Consider the following 16197-nt stretch of genomic DNA (forward strand, 5'->3'; position numbering starts at 1 on the left):
GAGGGCTCCTAATGGCTGGAATAGCAGGTGGTGTGGGCGGCGCGGAAGCGACAGTGCTCGCGCATGCGGCAGATATTGCAGGTGGGGCGGCTCTGGGCGTCGTGGACCTCGCCGTCGAACAGACCGATCACCGCGGTCACGCTCTTGGTGGGCATGAGCAGGCTGGTGGGCGTGATGGTAAGCCCGATGAGCCGCGTGGCGTTGAGCGCGTCCACGATTGAGCGCTGTGCCGTAAGCGGGCAGTCGCCGTAGCCGGGACTGAAGCGCCAGTTACCGGCGAGTCCGTGTGCGGCGGCCGCAGCCTTAACCTGCTGGTCCATCTGCTCAACGGCGGCTTCTACATAGGCAGAGCATGCGGCGTCGAGCACGGCTCCCTCCAGGGGCTGCTGGGCTCCCGTGGTACGCAGGCGACGCTCGGCGTCCATGCCGAGGGTGCATGCCATGAGCGCGGCAAAGCGGGCGTCTTTGAGATGTCGATAGATATCGCGACCTCGCAGCTCAACGTTGGTGCCGGCCAGGCGAATGCAGGGTTCTCCCTGCTCGTCCACGCCCGCGGCATCGACGGCAAACACGCGGCGCACGCCGCGGGGTTCAATATCCAGTTCCAGACGCTCAACGACAAGTTCGATGCGCTGCGAAAGCTCGGGCTCAATCTGCTGGCCGCCGTAACCCAGATACCGCAGCATCTCGGCACGGTCGACACGGGGATGGTGCGCAGCATCGACACGGTAAAGCGCCGGCGACGCAAGGTCGGCCGGCACTTCGACAGCGGTTGTATCGATGTGCGGTTTTTCCATTACCCTAGGCGCTCCATAATGGTCGCGGCGATCGCAGGACGATTCATAGTGTACAGGTGCAGACCGGCGGCGCCGTGCTCCTTAAGGTCGCAAAGCTGACGGGCGGCATAATCTACACCGGCTGCCTGCAGGCTCTCGGGGTCGTTCTCGTACTTGGCGAGAATCTTGATGACGGGGGAGGGCAGTGACGCGCCGCACATAAAGACCATGCGGCTGATCTGCGACTTGCCCATAAACGGCATGATGCCTGCGGTAATGGGCACGGTGATGCCGGCCTTGTCGGCAAGCTCGCGAAAACGGTAGAAGCACTCGTTATCAAAGAAGAGCTGCGTCACAAAGAAGCTCGCGCCGGCGTCCTGTTTTTGCTTGAGGTGTTCGACCGAGGCGTTGAGGTCCTCACAGGCAATATGGCCCTCGGGGTAGGCTGCGGCGCCCACGCAAAAGCCGGCGTCGACGAGCTCGGGGATGAGGTCGCGGGCGTAGGCGTAGTCGGAGGCGGGCTTGTTGTCCTCGGTCGCACCGGCAGGGAGATCGCCACGCAGGGCCAGGATGTTTTCCACGCCGGCGGTGCGGTACTCATCGATCTTGGCGGCGATATCGGCGTGGGTACGGCCCACACAGGTGAGGTGCGCCACCGAGGGCGTGTCGAATTCGCTCGAAATCATATGCGCGATGGGGGCGGTGGTGGCACCGTTGCCCGAGCCGCCAGCGGAACAAGTGACCGAGACAAAGCTCGGCGAAAGCTTGCACAGATTGCCCGCCACTTCGCGAGCCGTATCGAGGGTAAGCTCACCCTTGGGCGGGAACATCTCAAACGAAACGGGTGCAGTGCCCTGGGATGCTGCCTGCTTAAAAACCTCGTCGACGCGCATATCGTGCTCCTTTAGATATTTAGTGCGATGTATTGTAAGGATTCTACAGCACCACTACGCCACGGTGGAGTTTTACTCGCTATTTGGGAATAGCAATCGAAGATGCTTCGCTATCGGCATTTCCTATAACAACGTAGCTCATTTGGGATGGGGCTTTTTCCCATCAACCAGGTACCTGGGGCAGTTCATTTTTGGACGGGGCTTTTGGTTGGTATTGCGAGCGCTGTCTGGTGCGGTTAGAGCGGTCCCGTTTCCCTGAGCCGGCTCGGGCTACGCGGTTGCGTGCTCCGAGGATGCGAGGTGCGCCATGACCAAGCGTACGCTCAAGAACCGCGCCGTCGATACGCAGCAGGTATCCGCCGAGCGGGAAGGTTGCTGTAAGCCTAATTGGCCAGGCTGGCGAGCGCGTCGACGAAGGCTTCGTATGACGTGCATTCCAAAAGTCGGCGTATGTTGGCGGGTTCGATGAGAGAGCCCGCCACGCGGTCGAATACCGTGTTGAACGACGAGCGCTCCGCCGGGCTAAAGCACAGCATGAGAACGAGGTTGACCTGCGTATCCTGCCATTGGATGGGCTTTTTGGAGATGAGCACGGAAATGCGGGAATGCTTGCCGACGAGTCCCACGGTATGGGGCATGGCAAATGCCCCCATGGCAGTCGAGGACATTTCCTCGCGTTCAAATACCTTGTCGATATAGGGCCTATCCGCAAAACCGCTGTCGACCAGGCCGCGCCCCATGTGTTCGATGCAGGCGGCGCGGTCGGAAAGATCGTCCCGAACCTCAAAGAGCACAGGATCGATGAGCTCGTGCAGCAGGTCTTTGAACGCGGAGCGCTTACGTGCGTCCAAGATGCCCTCGATCTTGCTTCTGAGGTTTGCGATGTCGGTGCCTGAGGGCACGGGGGCGATCTGGAGCGTTGGGACTTGGAGCACGCTCTGGATGGGCGAGATGCAGATGACGAGGTCGTCGGGGCAGTCCGTGAGCTCCGCCTCGTCTGTCGCGATGCGCGTGACCATGAGCTGCTCGCCAAAACGCCCAGCGAGCTGTTCGACAAGGCGTGGCCCCATATCGTAATAGGAGGGGCAGAAAATGGTTGCCTTAGCCTTGGCGTCAGCTTCGCGCTGGGTGCCGACGGCGCTGCCAAGGTGCAAGGCGATATACGCGATCTCGTCGTCGTTGATCGTGACGCCAAGATCGTTGGTGATGGTCGATGCGAGTGCGACGGCGGCGTCGTAGATAAGGGGGCAACCGGTTTTGACGCTTTCGGTAAGCGGGTTGCGCGAGGGCTTTTGGGTGCGCGCCCGGACAAGGAGACCTCGCACATGCAGGCCAAAGCGCACAAGAAAGCCCCGATCAGAAAGGTCGATGCCATAGAGCTCATTGAATTGCGCGGTGAGCTTTTCGACGAGCGCCATACAGTCCGTGCCGATAAGCTCCGCAAGGTTGCTTTCGGTTGCCGAGCGGTAGTCGATATCGGTCGAACGCGCCATGATGAGCAGGGTGAGCTCGCGAAGCTCTTCTGCGGGAAACTCAATCGAGAGGGAAGCCCCCAGGGCGTCCGCGAGGTCGCAGGCGATGGTGCGGTCCTCCTCCGGTAGGTCCGCGGTATCGCCGGCATCGAGACTTTCGGACCTGCGGATGCGATCGATTGAGATTGCGAGGTGCAGCAGCAGGTCCGAGAGCGCATAGTCGTTGATAAAGCGATGGTGGCGATAGAGCGTGTCGCTCACCAGCTGTTGAACGGACTTGATGTCGATATCGGGAAAGGCCCGTGAGAGCGCGCCGGTACCCATGAAGCCGTTGTTTGTCTCTTGCCGAAGCATGCCCGAGAGGAGCTTGCGCTTGTTGCGCTCCGTTCCGTTGAGGGAGATGCGGTCTCGGTGGGTAACGAGCTCAAGGTCGTTGCGCGCGAGGGTGCGCTTGGCGCGCGCGAGGTCCGTTTTGAGCGTCGACATGCTTACCGACATCTCGTCACATAGGTCCCACAGGTCGATGGGGTCGCCATCGGGCTGCACGATCAGATGGTTGACGATGTAGTCGCTGCGTTCCTTTGAAGAACCGAAGCGCTCTCCGTCGTCCGTCTTGAGGACGTCTGCCGCAAGGTTGCGGTCGATTGTGTAGCCGACAGGCGTTGAGGTGAGGATTCCGGGGCATGAGGTGTTGATCTCGCGCACATAGGTCCTGACGCTTCGCACGCTCACATCGAGCGTCTCGGCGAGTGTCGCGGCCGTCTGCGGCGAGTTGCTGACAAGACTGCGGATAAGCTGATGATGTACCGCCCTCACGATAGCTCCTTCTACCTTGATTTCCTGCGCCTCATATTCCGCCAAATTGCAAAGGCGGGCAAGTGAGGACTTGCATGCAGGGGGTGAATCGGGACCGATACGCGCGTTTCACAACGGGCGTGCAAAACGCAAGATGCATCCTTGCGTGCAACGGGGTAGGGTTGAAGCGTCAAAAGGCAAGGGCCCTTGCAGCGACACAAAACAGAAATCACGCGGACAAGCGTGGCAAGAAAGGATACGACCATGTCTAAGCTCAACGTTCTGCTCGTATGCGGCTCGGGCGCAAGCTCTGGCTTTATGGCTGCCAATATGCGCAAGGTGATTAAAGAGCGCGGCCTTGATATCGCAGTGACCGCCCGTAGCGAAAGCGAGATCGAGAATTATATCGACGAGATCGATGCCCTCATGGTCGGTCCGCACCTCGCCTACATCCTCGACGACATCGATGAGTACACGCAGGGCGCCGATGTGAAGGTGATCCTTATGAAGGCGGACTACTACTCAAAGCTCGACGGCGCCGCCGCGCTCGACGACCTGCTCAGCAATATCGGCTAGGAGGATCGGATGAAAAAGCTGCTCGACTGGATGGAATCCAGCTTCACCCCCATGATGAACAAGATTAACCACAACGTTTGGGTGATCACGCTCAAGGACTCTATCAACCAGACCATGCCCTTGATCTTTCTGGGATCGATCTTCTCGCTGCTGAGCATTCCAGGGTCTGCCTTTGGATGGGAATGGTGGCCGCAGTTTGGCCAGCTCACCAACTGGACCATGGGTCTGATCTCACTCATGATGGCGTTTCTCATCCCCTTTAACTTTATGGAGAAGAGCCGCCTGCGCAAATCGCGCATCATCGCCGGTATCAGCGGCGTCATCCTCTTTTGCATCTGCATCACGCCGCGCCTGCAGGCCGATGAGGCAATCGGCTTTGCCCATAGCGCCTTCGGCGCGGGCGGAATGTTTGCCGCCATCGTCTGCGGCATTATCACGGGCCTGATTCTCAGGGCGTTTGGCAAGTTCTCGTTCTTTAGCGAGGAGTCCTCGCTTCCCGATTTCATCCGCGCCTGGTTTGACCAGATGCTGCCCCTGGGCACCATCGTGCTGCTCGGTTGGATCGTCGTGCTCAACCTCGGGTTTGACCTGTACAACACGGTTCTGATGATCTTCATGCCACTGCAGAACTTCGTCGAGACCTGGTGGGGCTTTGCGCTGTTCAACCTGATCGGAACCATCTTCTACGCCATGGGCATCTCCGCTTGGATCCTCACGCCTATCACCACGCCGCTCAGGCTTGCGGGCATCGAGGCCAACATGACTGCGGGTGCCGCCAACGTCTTCACGAGCTCGTTCAACTACTCGTATCTGACAATCGGCGGCGTGGGGTGCACGCTCGGTCTTTCGCTGATGCTCTTCCTCTCGCGCTCCAAGCGTCTCAAGGCGCTCGGTAAAGCCGTCGTGGTCCCGGCATTGTTCAACATCAACGAGCCCACGGTCTTTGGCGCGATCGTCTGGAACCCGATCCTCATGCTCCCCATGTGCATCAACACGGTGCTTGCGAGCCTGATCTCGTTCTTCTTCACCAAGATCGTGCTGTTTGCCCCCGTGCCCAAGATTTTGTTCCAGCTGTGGTATTGCCCGCTTCCCATCAGCACCTGGCTTGCCACCGAGGGCTCCATCCAGGCCGTGCTTCTGTGCGTGCTGATCTTTGTGGTGACGACGCTCGTGTGGTACCCGTTCTTCAAGGTGTACGAGAAGCAGGTTCTTGCCGAGGAGGCCGCAGAGGCCGGCGACAAGGACGCCCTCGATTCCGCAGAGGCATAAGCGGACGGTACGTATTGTTTTCTGGGCAGGCGTGGCGCGACGCCCTGTCTGCCCTGCTCAAGTAAGGAATGTTACATCATGACTGACGATAAGATCCAGGCAGCAATGTCCATCGTGCTCAACGCCGGCGACGCCCGCCTTGCAAACAAAGACGCGCTCGAGGCTATGGCCCAGTGGGACTTTGCTGCTGCCGAGGACAAGATGAAGCTCGCGCACGAGAAGATCACCGCCGCCCACAAAACGCAGACCGATGCGATCCAGGAGGAGGCCGCCGGCGGGGAGCAGGAGTACTCGCTTCTGTTCACCCACGCCCAAGATCACCTGATGACGGTCAACTCCGAAATCGTGATCACCAAGCAGATCCTCAAGATCTGCAAGAGCCTCGATGCCCGCCTGAGCGCGCTTGAGGGAGGGGAGAGCCATGCATAAGGTTCCCCGCACGTTTCCCGAGGGCTTTTTGTGGGGCGGCGCCGTTGCCGCCAACCAGTGCGAGGGCGCATGGGACGTCGACGGCAAGGCCCCGAGCGTGGCGGATATCAACGAGTTTCGCGACGATATCCCCATCGGTGAGAAGCACAACCGCGAGATCACCACGACGTTTATCAAGGAAGCACTCGAGAGCAAGGACCGCATCTTCCCCAAGCGCGAGGGTATCGATTTTTACCATACCTACCCTGAGGACCTTGAGCTGCTTGCCGATATGGGGCTCAACACCTTTAGGACCTCGATCGCGTGGTCGCGCATCTTCCCCAACGGCGACGATGCGGAGCCCAACGAGGAAGGCCTTGCGTTCTACGACCGGCTCTTTGACAAGATGATCGAGCTCGGCATGGAGCCGATGGTCACGCTCTCGCATTACGAGATGCCCATCAACCTTACCCTCTCCTATACGGGCTGGTACTCGCGCGAGACGATCGATTGCTTTGAGCGCTACTGCAAGGTCGTGTTTGACCGATATGCCGGCAAGGTCAAGTACTGGATTCTGGTCAACCAGATCAACCTGATCGAGCATGAGTCCTTTAACCATCTGGGCGTTGCCGAGGACAAGGTCGACGATCTGCCTTCTGCAAAGTACCAGGCGGTCATGAACGAGATGGTTGCATGCGGTCGCGCGACGCGCTATGCCCATGAGCACCATCCCGAGATGCAGATCGGCATGATGCTCTGCGGTGGTCCCTCGTATGCAGCTTCGTGCAAACCCGAGGACGCGCTCGCGACGCTGCGCTTCAACCAGATGCAGTTCTTCTTCTCGGATGTGCTGCTGCGCGGCGAGGTTCCCGGATCCGCATATCGCTTTTGGGAGGACAACGGCATCAAGGTCCAGATCTCCGACCAGGATATCGAGGACCTGCGCAACACGGCCGATTTCTGCACGTTCTCCTACTACTACGTGCGCGTGGTGAGCAAGGAATCGTTTGAGGACGGTTACGACGCCAAGCGCAACAAGGAGCTGCCGGCGAATCCGTGGGGCTGGTGCATCGACCCCCTCGGCCTGCGCTTTACGCTCAACGCGTACTGGGATCGCTACCGCAAGCCCATCTACATTACCGAGAACGGCGTGGGCTGCTACGACACGCTCGAGGAGGACGGGACCGTTCACGATCCGTATCGTATCGACTTCTATCGTGCGCACCTTGAGCAGGTGCGCGAGGCCATCGCGGACGGAGTCGACGTGCGCGGCTACTACGCTTGGGGCCCCATCGATATTGTGAGCTGCTCGAGCTCCGAGATGTCCAAGCGCTACGGCTTTATCTACGTCGATCGCGATGACTACGGCCACGGTACCGGCAAGCGCGTCCTCAAGGACAGCTACTACTGGGCCAAGCATGTGATCGAGACTAACGGAGCCGACCTGGATTAATTTGGTGGCCCATGCTATTGCGGCGCCGCGGCTGTCACGAGATCGGTATCTGGAAAGACGGCGTCTGCCTGTAGCGGCAAACGGGTTCGCATAGGGTGCTGTTGATCATGGCCCCGTCGGGAGTGTTCCCGGCGGGGCCATTTTAGCTACCTCGACCGTCAGTCAGGCAAAACGCTAGCGCTGGCAGCCGAGGCAGCTAAAATAGCCCCGTCCCAAATAACTACCCTTTAACCATGCGGAGAGGTCTGCAATTTATACAGTTCATTTGCTGTTAGGGGTGGTAATGCCGCTGCGATGCGGTAACCTCATTGATTGGTTTCGCGACAGCAACATAACGGTAATGTCGCGGAAACACGGCGAGCCTAATCTATGACTCGTTCGTTAGTAATCAACACCGCTTCTCACGCGGTGCCGATACGAAGGGAGTTCCGTATGGCCGAACTTACTGACCGCTTCGGGACCATGGTGTTCTCTGAGGAAGTCATGAAGGACTACCTCCCCAAGGACATTTGGAAGCGCCTTGCTGCAACCCTCGAGGATGGTGAGCCGCTCGATCTGGATGTGGCCAACGCCGTTGCTCACGCCATGAAGGTGTGGGCCATCTCCAAGGGCGCTACGCACTACGCGCACTGGTTCCAGCCGCTTTCGGGCATCACTTCCGAGAAACACGACAGCTTCCTCGAGCCCAACCACGACGGCACCGCCATTACCAAGTTCACGGGTAAGAACCTCATCCAGGGCGAGCCGGATGCCTCCAGCTTCCCCAACGGCGGCCTGCGCGCCACCTTCGAGGCCCGCGGCTACACCGCCTGGGATCCCACCAGCCCCGCCTTTATCAAGGACGACGTCCTGTGCATCCCCACGGCGTTCTGCTCCTACACGGGCGAGGCCCTGGACAAGAAGACCCCGCTGCTGCGCTCCATGACCGCGCTCTCGCGTGAGTCCAAGCGTGTGCTGGCACTCTTTGGCAAGACCCCCAAGAAGGTCGTTCCTTCCGTGGGTGACGAGCAGGAGTACTTCCTGATCAAGAAGGATGCCTACCGCAAGCGCAAGGACCTGGTCATCACCGGCCGCACCCTCTTTGGCGCCGCTCCCTGCAAGGGCCAGGAGCTCGAGGAGCACTACTTTGGCGCTATCCGCCCCACCGTCTCGGCCTATATGAAGGACCTGGACAACGAGCTGTGGGCGCTCGGCATTCCCGCCAAGACCAAGCACAACGAGGTCGCTCCCTGCCAGCATGAGCTCGCCCCCGTCTATGGCGAGGTCAACGAAGCCATCGACCAGAACCTGGTCATGATGGAGAAGATGAAGCTCATCGCCTCCCGCCATGACCTGGTCTGCTTGCTGCACGAGAAGCCGTTCGAGGGCATCAACGGTTCGGGTAAGCACAACAACTGGTCGCTCGGCACCGAGTCCGAGAACCTGCTCGATCCGGGCGACACACCGCTCGACAACCTGCAGTTCATCGTCTTCCTCACCGCGGTGATCGAGGCCGTCGATAACTATCAGGAGCTCCTGCGCGCTTCCGTCGCCTCGGCCGGCAACGACCATCGTCTGGGCGCCAACGAGGCTCCTCCGGCAATCATGTCCATCTTCCTGGGCGACCAGCTTACTGAGGTCGTCGAGAAGATCATCGACGGCAAGGCTTCCGTCCATGCCACGCGCGGCGTGCTCGACCTGGGCGCCGACACCCTGCCCAAGCTGATGCAGGACAACACCGACCGCAACCGCACCTCCCCGTTCGCTTTCACCGGCAACAAGTTCGAGTTCCGCGCCTGCGGTTCTGAGCAGAACGTTTCCGACTCCAACCTGGTGCTCGATGCTGCCGTTGCCAAGTCGCTCAAGTCCTTTGCCGACGCGCTCGAGGGCACGCCCGAGGACAAGTTCCAGGACGCCGCGCTCGAGTACTGCAAGAAGGTCCTGACCGATCATCAGCGCATCCTGTTCTCCGGCGACGGTTACTCCGACGAGTGGCCCGTCGAGGCCGAGAAGCGCGGCCTCGCCAACAACAAGACCACGGCCGACGCTCTGCCCGCCTTCGTTGCCGATAAGGCCATCGCGCTCTTTGAGGAGACGGGCGTTCTGACCCGCGCCGAGGCCCAGTGCCGTTACGACTGCAAGCTTGAGAAGTACAACAAGCTTATGAACATCGAGGCCACCACGATGATTCGCGAGGCACGTCGTACCTATCGTCCGGTCATCACCGCCTATGCCACCAAGGTCGCCAAGGGCCTTGAGACTATTCGTGCCGCTGGTGCGGAGGCCGCCATGCAGTGCGAGCAGAACACGCTCAACAAGCTCTGCAACGGTATCACCACCATCAACGACTCCATCAAGGCTCTCGATGCCGTGCACCAGAAGGCCGAGGCCCTCGATGGCCAGGAGCAGGCCATCGTGTACGCGCACGAGGTCGTTCCCGCTATGGACGCGCTTCGCGCCGCCGTGGATGCCATGGAGGAGATCGTGGCCGCCGACTACTGGCCGGTTCCGACCTACGATGACATTCTGTTCTACGTGTAACAGACGCGTTCGATTTTGCGTTCGAAGGGGTCTCGCCTGTGCGAGGCCCCTTCTTTTTTGCGGCTCAGATCTTCTGCGGGCTTGCTGCAGAGCGAGTGCCTCGTGCGAGGCATCCAATAAGATGTAACCTGTTTTGGCATAGACGCGCTTGTGGCGTTTGCCCATAAAGGGGAGGACTTGCCGATGAAGATATTCGAGATTGTGTTTAGCCCGACGGGTGGAACGGAAAAGGTGTCTGGCTACATTGCCGATGCGTTGGAAGGGGAGCCCGTTGCTGTGGATCTGACCGATTGCGGGCTTGGTTTTCGTACGGTTGCGATGACAAAAGAGGATGTAGCCGTGATAGCGGTGCCCTCGTATGGCGGACGAGTTCCGGCTGTGGCCGTGGAACGCTTGGGTATGGTGCGAGGGAACGGGGCACGGGCGGTTCTGGTTTGTGCTTACGGAAACCGCGCGTATGAGGACACGCTGGTCGAGCTTGAGGATGCGGCGAAGGGCGCGGGATTTCGGGTGATCGCAGCGGTTTCTGCCATTGCCGAGCATTCTGTTGTTCGTCAGTTTGCCGCCGACCGACCAGATGCACAGGACGCGGTACAGCTCGCTGGGTTCGCGCGTAAGATTCAGCAAAAGATATCTGAGGGAGATGCTTCTGAGCCTGCCATTCCCGGCAACCGACCCTACAAGAAAGCTGGGGGCACCGGTATGGTGCCTAAGGCCACTAAGGAGTGCACCGACTGCGGGGCCTGCGCCACTGCGTGCCCCGTTGGTGCCATCGATAAAGACGATCCCAGGCGGGTGGACAAAAAGGCGTGCATCTCTTGCATGCGCTGCGTTGCCGTGTGTCCGCATGCCGCTCGCGCGGTAAACCCCATCATGCTCTCTGCGGCTACCAAGATGTTGAGCAAAGCCTGCGTGGATCGAAAAGAATGCGAGCTGTTTATCTGATAGCGAGCACCCTGCCGGGTTCGAATCCCGGCGTTGGAGTAGAAAAAAGCCCGCCACCGAAATGGTAACGGGCTTCGCATTTCAAATGGTGCCCCCAACGGGATTCGAACCCGTGATATCCACCTTGAAAGGGTGGCGTCCTTGGCCGCTAGACGATGGGGACAGCGGGAAAGAGTATAGCAGACTTTTTTACCCGTTCACATATCGTTAGCAAACTGAAAAACCACCACAAAGGTGCCTGTCCCCTTTGTGGTGGTTGAGGTGTTAGGGGAGGAGCTTCATGGCGGCGTCGTGGGCGGCGTGTTCGTAGGCGTCGTCGAGGGGTTTGAGTGGCAGCAGCGCCACGGCCTGTGCGTCGCCGCGGCGCTCGAGGGCGTGGGCGATCAGCCAGTCGGCGAGCTCGGGGTTCTTGGGCAGCGCCGGTCCGTGCAGGTACGTGCCGATAACGCCCTTGTAGATGAGGCCCTCAAAGCCGTCGTCGCCGTTGTTGCCAGTACCCGTGACGACAGACGTTCCGAGCGGCGTGGCCTGCGCATCGAGCAGGGTGCGGCCGCCGTGGTTCTCAAATCCCACAAAGGGTTCGGGTGCCAGGTCGGTCTTGACGGCGACATTGCCGATCAGTCGGTCGGAGCCGCGCACGGTCTCGGCGGCAATGACGCCCAGGCCCTCGATGCGATCCTCGCCCATATAGTACGAACGGCCGAGCAGCTGATAGCTGCCGCAGATGGCAAGCAGCGAACCGCCGTCTTCAACATAGGCCGCGACCTTGTCTTTTTGAGCGAGCAGCTCGTGCGCCACGGCCAGCTGATCGCGGTCGGCGCCGCCGCCCATCATGACGATGTCGGCATCGGAAAGATCGAGCGTCTCGCCCATGCGGACCTCGTCCACGTGAACGGGAATGCCGCGCCAGGCGCAGCGGCGTTCGAGAGCGATGACGTTGCCGCCGTCGCCATAGAGGTTGAGGGCGTCGGGATACAGGTAGACGATGCGCAGGGGGCACGAAAGCTCGACCGGCGCAATATCGGTGGGAGCAGCGCTGCCATCGGCACGCGTTACGGCGCGGGAAACAACCGAGCTTGCGTCGGCGCCCTTGAGTCCGTTGAGCTCCTTGACCAGCGGCGGGAAGGCTGTGTAGTTGGCGACGGCGTAGAAGGTGTCGTCGGCGGTCTCGTCTGCCACGGCGCCGATCGCCTGCTCGATATTAGAGATGATGGCGGCGTCGATGCCGGCGTACTTGAGGCGTACCTGCATGTCGTGTGCGCGCGTGCCTCCAACAAAGGCGACAAGCCCCGGGGTATCGGCGATGCGCTCGAAGTCGACATCGTAGATCCACGAGACATCGTGGCCATCGGCATCGTTATCGTTTAGGAAGAAGGCACAGAGCCTGCCGCCTGCCGTTTTGATGGACTGGATCTGGCGATCGAAGCCCACGGGATTCTTGGCCAGGTTGGCCTCGACGGTGCGGCCGGCAATGTTCCAGCGGCCCATGCGTCCGCCGGCGGGCACATAAGAATCGAGCGTGGGCTGCAGATGCACTGAGTCCACACCCAGCTCGTGCGCCGCAAAGAAGGCGGCGGCAACGTTGTAGACCATGTACAGGCCGTTGTAACGCGTGGCGATGTGCGTGACGGGCGCGCCGTCCTCGGGTCCAAAGACCAGGTCAAAGCCATAGCCGTCGCAACCAAGCTCAACGCCCGTCACGCGGCGGAGCAGCGTGGGGCGACCCCAGCCACACGAGGGGCAATGGTAGGCGCCCAGCTGGCCGTACTGCACATAGTCGTACTCCAGCGGGGCGTTGCACTGCGAGCAAAAACGCGAGTCGCTGATGCGGTCGGACTCGGTGCCCGTGGCGCTGTCGATGCCAAAGGCGATGCTTGTGTTGGGGACGCGTGCGGCGATCGAGGCACACAGCGGATCGTCGGCGTTATAGATGAGCATCGTTGTCGGCGAGAGCTCGAGCGCGTGGGCGATGACCTCTTGGGTGTGGTCGATCTCGCCGTAGCGGTCCAGCTGGTCGCGGAACAGGTTGAGCAGCACAAAGTACGTCGGCTTGAGCTTGGGCAGGACACGCACGGTGTAGAGCTCGTCGCACTCAAAGACACCCACGCGCTTGCCGCTGCCGGCACGCTTGAGGTCGCTGCGGCTCTCGAGGAGTGCCCCTACCACGCCCGGCTCCATGTTGTTGCCGGCACGGTTGCATACCACGGTGGCGCCGCTGGCGGCAACGGCGTCGGCGATAAGGTTCGACGTGGTTGTCTTGCCGTTGGTGCCGGTGATCACCACGCTGCGGTCGACAAGACCCGCGAGGTCGCTCAGCAGCTCGGGGTCGATTTTCATGGCGATGCGGCCGGGAAGCACGCCGCCCTGGCGCTTGAGGACGGAGCGCAGCCCCCAGCGGGCGATATCGCTCGAGGCGCAGGCGAGAGTTGAGCGGAAGTTCATGAAGCCATTCCTAACATACGTGACATGGTCGTGGCGATTGCGCGGTTAAAAGCCGTAACGGCGCGCAAATTCCTGGGCAAGCTGCGATACGTCTTCGCAGGCGCTGGCCCAGGAGGCAAAGTCGGGGGTGTCCGAGATGATGCCGTCGGCCTCCCAAACCGCTTGGTGCGAAAGGTCCCAGGGGTCGTGCGGCTCGGGCCGGCAGGGAAGGTACGGCGTCTGATACATGGGGTTCAGCAAAAAGAAGGCGCCGCCCTCGCAGCGGTTGGCAAACTCGCGCAGCGCGCGTGTCGCCGGGCGCATCTTGTTCGTTTTGAACAGCAGAATCGTGCGGGCGAGCAGATACCAGGGGGAGTTTTCGAGGGCATCGGCGCCCATCTGCTCCTCGAGCTGGTGGGCCAGGGCAAAAAAGCCGTCTTGGTCTTCCAGGCGAGCGAGGGCAAGTAGCACGGTGCCTGCAGCTCGGGTGGGATAACCTTCCGCCTTCAGAACGCGGCGAGAATAGTTGGCAGCGGCACGGTAGCGAGCGCTTGCCATGCACAGCTGCGAGATGGCCTCGAGCGTGTGGAGCCATCCGATAAGAGCCGGCTCGCTTACGGTGAGGTCGGCTGCCGTCACGCCGTCTGCCAGTACCTTGTTGGCCCAGTAGTGCGGGGCCTCCATGTCGAACCCGGGCACACTTTGCTGCAGGTAGTCGGCCGTGGTCGCCTCGAGCCTCATCAGGTCGCCCAGGCAGGCGTCGACGGGCGTGTCCGCCAAAATGATGGCGAGCAGCTGGGCATCGACGGCAAGCGCGTCGACGCGAACGATCTTGAGCAGCTCATCGCGCATATCGTCGAACAGGCGGTTACGCGTCTGCTCAAACTCCTCATCGCTGCCCATGTCCTCGATGCGATGGAGCTCGTCGAGCAGGTGGCGATGAACGCCGGCATAGGACAGCAGCGCCTGGGTATGCTCGGTCTGCGCATACTTATGAGGGCTGACGCTCACATCGTTATGGACAAGCTCGCGTGCTGCATCGGTGAGTTCGGGGTGCGACGCAACGTAGACGCGCTCCAGGTAGGCAGGGATGTAGACGCTCGGATCCATTAGAGGTCTCCTCCCTTAAACGGCAAGCCCTGCTCGGCCGCCCGCAGGATGCGCTCGTCGATCTGGGAACGCACGATGTCGTTGGTGGCGACCCAGGCGGCAAAGCTGGCGTTGTCGGGGGCGCCCAGGCCCTCCTGCAGTACCGGCGTCGCCTCGGACAGCGCAAGGACGAGCTCGTCGGTGGAGCCTGCACCCACGTTGACGCGGGCATAGACGCCATCGGGAAACTCGGTTTGGAAGTAGAGCGCCTCGGCTGCGTGCGGGCACGAGCGCACAAGGATACGCAGGTAGTGCTCGGCACCCTCGTAGTCCAGCTCGCGCCAGGCAGCGCTCATCAGCGCGATGAGCGTCCAAGGATCTAGGTCGCGCTCCGCATCCTTGGGGCGGCGGCGCAGCGGCGTGTTGGCGAGATAGGGCACGGAGTGGGCAGAGCGAAAGCGCTTGAGCTCATCGGCGGGGTACTCGAGCTTTGCCATGGCGAGCATCGCGGTGTGGCGGACACCGGCAGGGTCGTTGGGCGCAAAGTCCAGGCTGCGGTTTGCGGCCTCCAACGACATGCGGTAGCGGCCGCTAATGAGGGCACGCGACGCAAGGGCGGCAAGCCAGCGCAGATAGGGGCGGCGCGTAAGGTCGCCCGCGGCCTCGCGCTCGTAGGGATCCTGCGCCGAGGCGATCTTGAGCGCCAGGTCGTGCTCGACTTCATCGCACTTGGATACCAAGTACTGTACGTATTCCTCGTTGGAGTTGGCGGTGAGGGCGGTGAGCATACGCTGGGCATCCCAGTTGGCCGGGTCGAGCGCGGCCGCCTCGCGAAGCATGTTCTCGGCAGCTGCCTCTTCTTGCTCTGCCTGGGCATCGTCGGGGATAAAGGGAATGCGGTAGTCGACAGCCTCGACCACCTTGGCGATCAGGTGCCCGGCGCGGTCGCGGTCGTGCACGATGAGCGGCGCGGGGTTGCGGGTGAATTGTTCCATCAGACGCTCGACGGCAGGGCCGTCGGTGAGCGGGATATTGTCGCGGCGCAAGGCCTCAAGAACGAGGCGATGGCAATCCTCTTGAATGGGATCGAATGCCATGGGGCCTCCTTTGCTGCGGTTAGGGTTCAAATGTCTCTATATAAGGTTCTAGTTTACCCGCATGTGGTACACCGGGGGTGCCGCACTTGGACATGCACCTTTGCACCACGAAGGCGCTTGTCTTGCAGACGCCTGCGCACCGGGCGGCCAAGTGGTATCACGATGACGCAAACGGTCGATTTTCGGCGGCGAACGGCGTGCATTTTGGAAGGACGCATGCCGATCCCGGATAGGTGGCCAACCACCATAAAACGTTTGCCCAGCGTGGGGCAACAAATGCCATACAAGGGTTTTCAGGGATAGAAAAAACGTTTCATCATTGGAAACTTCGGATGAATAATCAATCAACTAAAACGGTAAAATAGTGCGTGTCCGAGCGTTGAGACGTTTAGACATCGCGCGTCGCTATCGCCGGCGACGCACAAAACGGTCCTAACGGAGCCAATCGGGTGCTCCGTTATATATGCAAGTCTAAGAGGGGCT

General features: G+C 60.8%; 12 protein-coding genes and 1 tRNA gene. 6 read left to right on the forward strand and 7 right to left on the reverse strand.

Going from position 1 to position 16197, the window contains the following annotated elements:
- Window positions 1–8 precede the first annotated feature (8 nt).
- From AQ996_RS03300 to AQ996_RS03310, 3 genes are all read right to left on the reverse strand, one after another.
- Entirely contained in the window at window positions 9–797 is a 789-nt protein-coding gene (locus tag AQ996_RS03300; RefSeq protein ID WP_055251018.1) for a hypothetical protein, read from the reverse strand.
- Window positions 797–1669 carry a methylenetetrahydrofolate reductase gene (locus tag AQ996_RS03305; protein WP_055251019.1) on the reverse strand — a complete coding sequence of 291 codons (873 nt, stop codon included), beginning with the start codon at window positions 1667–1669 and terminating at the stop codon, window positions 797–799. Before AQ996_RS03305 ends, AQ996_RS03300 begins: the two co-directional genes overlap by 1 nt.
- Before the next feature lie 383 nt (window positions 1670–2052).
- Window positions 2053–3957, reverse strand: a complete 1905-nt coding sequence (locus AQ996_RS03310; protein ID WP_055251021.1) for a BglG family transcription antiterminator — start codon at window positions 3955–3957, stop codon at window positions 2053–2055.
- A 243-nt stretch (window positions 3958–4200) separates the two neighbouring features.
- Between AQ996_RS03310 and AQ996_RS03315 the strand changes: the two genes are divergently transcribed.
- The 6 genes from AQ996_RS03315 to AQ996_RS03340 all read left to right on the forward strand — a co-directional run bounded on the left by AQ996_RS03315 (window position 4201) and on the right by AQ996_RS03340 (window position 11107).
- Window positions 4201–4512, forward strand: a complete 312-nt coding sequence (locus tag AQ996_RS03315; protein WP_055251023.1) for a PTS sugar transporter subunit IIB — start codon at window positions 4201–4203, stop codon at window positions 4510–4512.
- Between the two features lie 9 nt (window positions 4513–4521).
- Window positions 4522–5781 (forward strand): PTS sugar transporter subunit IIC, encoded by a 1260-nt coding sequence (locus AQ996_RS03320; RefSeq protein ID WP_055251025.1) that lies wholly within the window; start codon window positions 4522–4524, stop codon window positions 5779–5781.
- A gap of 78 nt (window positions 5782–5859) precedes the next feature.
- Window positions 5860–6210, forward strand: coding sequence for a PTS lactose/cellobiose transporter subunit IIA (locus AQ996_RS03325; protein WP_055251027.1), 351 nt, complete (start codon window positions 5860–5862; stop codon window positions 6208–6210).
- Entirely contained in the window at window positions 6203–7642 is a 1440-nt protein-coding gene (locus tag AQ996_RS03330) for a glycoside hydrolase family 1 protein (RefSeq protein ID WP_055251029.1), read from the forward strand. The genes AQ996_RS03325 and AQ996_RS03330 overlap by 8 nt, the downstream gene beginning before the upstream one ends.
- A gap of 432 nt (window positions 7643–8074) precedes the next feature.
- Window positions 8075–10162: a glutamine synthetase III family protein gene (locus tag AQ996_RS03335; protein WP_055251031.1), complete on the forward strand. Its 2088-nt coding sequence runs from the start codon at window positions 8075–8077 to the stop codon at window positions 10160–10162.
- 183 nt (window positions 10163–10345) lie between these two features.
- Window positions 10346–11107: a 4Fe-4S binding protein gene (locus AQ996_RS03340; RefSeq protein ID WP_055251032.1), complete on the forward strand. Its 762-nt coding sequence runs from the start codon at window positions 10346–10348 to the stop codon at window positions 11105–11107.
- A gap of 86 nt (window positions 11108–11193) precedes the next feature.
- Here AQ996_RS03340 and AQ996_RS03345 read toward each other — a convergent pair.
- From AQ996_RS03345 to AQ996_RS03360, 4 genes are all read right to left on the reverse strand, one after another.
- Window positions 11194–11270, reverse strand: a tRNA-Glu gene (locus tag AQ996_RS03345).
- Window positions 11271–11371: 101 nt separating this feature from the next.
- The gene (locus AQ996_RS10085) at window positions 11372–13549 is read right to left on the reverse strand and encodes a MurT ligase domain-containing protein (RefSeq protein WP_070097121.1); all 2178 of its coding nucleotides are present in this window, start codon (window positions 13547–13549) and stop codon (window positions 11372–11374) included.
- Between the two features lie 45 nt (window positions 13550–13594).
- On the reverse strand, window positions 13595–14638 hold the full coding sequence (locus tag AQ996_RS03355; RefSeq protein ID WP_055251034.1) for a hypothetical protein: 1044 nt from the start codon (window positions 14636–14638) through the stop codon (window positions 13595–13597).
- The gene (locus tag AQ996_RS03360) at window positions 14638–15714 is read right to left on the reverse strand and encodes a tetratricopeptide repeat protein (RefSeq protein ID WP_055251036.1); all 1077 of its coding nucleotides are present in this window, start codon (window positions 15712–15714) and stop codon (window positions 14638–14640) included. The genes AQ996_RS03355 and AQ996_RS03360 overlap by 1 nt, the downstream gene beginning before the upstream one ends.
- Window positions 15715–16197 lie beyond the last annotated feature (483 nt).

Origin of the sequence: Collinsella aerofaciens (genome assembly GCF_001404695.1) — a bacterium.
Classification (GTDB): Bacteria; Actinomycetota; Coriobacteriia; order Coriobacteriales; family Coriobacteriaceae; genus Collinsella; species Collinsella aerofaciens_E.